Source organism: Pseudomonas brassicae, from assembly GCF_010671725.1.
Taxonomy (GTDB): Bacteria; Pseudomonadota; Gammaproteobacteria; order Pseudomonadales; family Pseudomonadaceae; genus Aquipseudomonas; species Aquipseudomonas brassicae.
Genome location: NZ_JAAHBU010000392.1, coordinates 1 through 2,252, shown reverse-complemented (window position 1 = coordinate 2,252; position 2,252 = coordinate 1). Strand labels below are relative to the sequence as shown.

The window sequence follows — 2,252 nt, the reverse complement described above, 5'->3', positions numbered from 1 at the left end:
GCTGGCGCAACCGGCCAGGCTCAGGGCCAGCACCAGCAGCGCCACGCCGGTACGCAGGGATTTCATTGGGCCTCCAGGCGCTGCGCGGCCAGGGTGTCGCCTGCGCCCAGAAGGACTTTGGCGAGGATTGTCTCGAGTGTTTTCAGTTCATCCGGTGCCAGCACGCCGACCAGTTCGTTCATCGCCGAGGCACCAATCTGTGGCAGCTTCTCGGCCAGCACATGGCCCTGCGCGGTGAGCCCCAGACGCACCTGACGGCGGTCTTGCGGGCAGCGGCTACGCACGATCAGGCCCTTCTGTTCGAGGCGATCGAGCATGCGCGTCATCGAACCACTGTCCAGGCTGAGGAAGCGGCATACCTCGGCAGGCGTGTCGACCCCGTACTGGGCAACGATGATCAGCACCTTGAACTGCGCGGCGGTGACGCCGAAGTCCTGCAGGTGGCTGTCGAGAATGCGGTCCTTCACCAGTGCGGCACGCCCCAGGAGCATGCCGATGGTGCAGGTCTGGAAGTTTTCCGGGGTGAAGTGCTGCATGAAGGGAGATACCTGCTTAGGCAGTGAGATGCCGCAGATATTACTGCTCAGGCAGCGAATAGCCAAGAACTAATTAGCTTGCTTACTATTTGGTCGACAAAAGGCGGGCTCTGGGCCCGCAATGCCTTCAGGCTGGCACGCCGCTATGAAAGCGGAATTCGACATCCGGCGTGGTGATCAGCTCGGCTTCCACCTCGCGCACCCGCGCCACCGTACGCTCCACATCCGCGGCCTCACCGTACTGGTACGCAAGCTTCAGGTAGCCCTGGTAGTGGCGCGCCTCGCTCTTGAGCAGGCCGTGGTAGAACGTGCCCAGCTCTTCGTCCAGGTGCGGCACCACGGCAGCGAAGCGCTCGCAGCTGCGCGCCTCGATGAATGCCCCCACCACCAGGGTATCCACCAGCTTGACCGGCTCGTGGGAGCGCACCACCTTGCGCAGGCCCGAGGCGTAGCGGCCCGCCGACAACGGCCGCAGCTCGATCTTGCGCCGCTTCATCAGGCGCAGTACCTGCTCGTGGTGCACCAGCTCCTCGCGGGCCAGGCGCGACATCATGTTGATCAGGTCGGCGTGCGTGTTGTACTTGGCAATCAGGCTGAGCGCCGTGCTCGCGGCCTTGAACTCGCAGTTCTTGTGGTCGATCAGCATCGTCTGCTGGTCGGCCAGTGCGGCATCGACCCAGGCATCCGGGGTGCGGCAGGCGAGGAAGGCTTCGATTTCGGGAATAAGGGACATTAGGCTCACAAACGGGCATGGGGTGTCGACAAGACCGGCGATTATACCGGCGGCGGTGCCGATCACCAGTGACTATGCTTGATGCATATCAAGAACTGCCGCACCCGGGGCGCCGACTATAGTCAGGCACCGCTTGCCATTGCCGAAGGAGTTCTCGCTCATGTCCATTGAAGTTCGCAGCATCCTGGTGGTGCTCGACCCCGACCACGCCCACAGTAAAGCCCTGACCCGCGCCAAGCTGATCGCTGGCAGTACCGGGGCTCGCCTGCACCTGCTGATGTGCGACAAGAAGCAGGATCACAGTGCCCTGCTCAGCCTGCTCGCCAGCCAGTTGCATGACGACGGCTTCAACAAAGTCACCCATGAGCAGATCTGGCACGACACCCTGCACGAGTCGATCATCGATGTGCAGCAAGCCGAAGGCTGCGAGCTGGTGATCAAGGAACATCGCCCCGACAATCCGCTGAAAAAGGCCCTGCTGACGCCTTCGGACTGGAAACTGCTGCGCGAATGTCCGTGCGCGGTGCTGATGGTCAAGACCGAACGGCCGTGGACCGGCGGCGTGATCCTGGCGGCGGTGGACGTGGGCAACCACGATGAACAGCACCGCAAGCTGCACACCAGCATCGTCGACCACGGTTACGCCATCGCCAGCCTGGCCAAGGGCGAGTTGCATGTGATCAGTGCACACCCCTCGCCCATGCTCTCGGCCGCCGACCCGGTGTACCAGCTCAAGGACACCATCGAGCGCAAGTACCGCGAGGAATGCGCGGCGTTCCAGGCCGAGTTCGACATCGCCGACGAACGTTTGCATGTGGCCGAAGGGCCGGCGGATGTGCTGATCCCGCATACGGCCAGCAAGTACGATGCGGTGGTCACGGTCATTGGTACGGTGGCGCGCAAGGGGATTGTCGGCGCGCTGATCGGCAATACGGCGGAGGTGGTGCTGGATTCGCTGGAGTGCGACGTGCTGGTGCTCAAGG

Annotated in this window: 3 protein-coding genes; 1 reads left to right on the top strand and 2 read right to left on the bottom strand. The window is 63.2% G+C overall.

Annotation, left to right across the window (positions count from 1 at the left end; all coding sequences use genetic code 11):
- Window positions 1-62 precede the first annotated feature (62 nt).
- Both G3436_RS22550 and G3436_RS22545 read right to left on the bottom strand, forming a co-directional pair.
- Window positions 63-536 carry a MarR family winged helix-turn-helix transcriptional regulator gene (locus G3436_RS22550; protein ID WP_163949654.1) on the bottom strand — a complete coding sequence of 158 codons (474 nt, stop codon included), beginning with the start codon at window positions 534-536 and terminating at the stop codon, window positions 63-65.
- A gap of 127 nt (window positions 537-663) precedes the next feature.
- A complete protein-coding gene (locus G3436_RS22545) occupies window positions 664-1,269 on the bottom strand; it encodes a MiaE family protein (RefSeq protein WP_163949652.1) in 606 nt (201 codons plus the stop codon).
- A 160-nt stretch (window positions 1,270-1,429) separates the two neighbouring features.
- Between G3436_RS22545 and G3436_RS22540 the strand changes: the two genes are divergently transcribed.
- On the top strand, window positions 1,430-2,252 hold an 823-nt coding region (locus G3436_RS22540), incomplete at its 3' end, for a universal stress protein (protein WP_163949650.1).

What these genes read in the sequence shown, in the direction of transcription:
- G3436_RS22550 (WP_163949654.1), bottom strand. Translation starts at nt 536, where the DNA reads ATGCAGCACTTCACCCCGGAAAACTTCCAGACCTGCACCATCGGCATG.
- G3436_RS22545 (WP_163949652.1), bottom strand. Translation starts at nt 1,269, where the DNA reads ATGTCCCTTATTCCCGAAATCGAAGCCTTCCTCGCCTGCCGCACCCCG.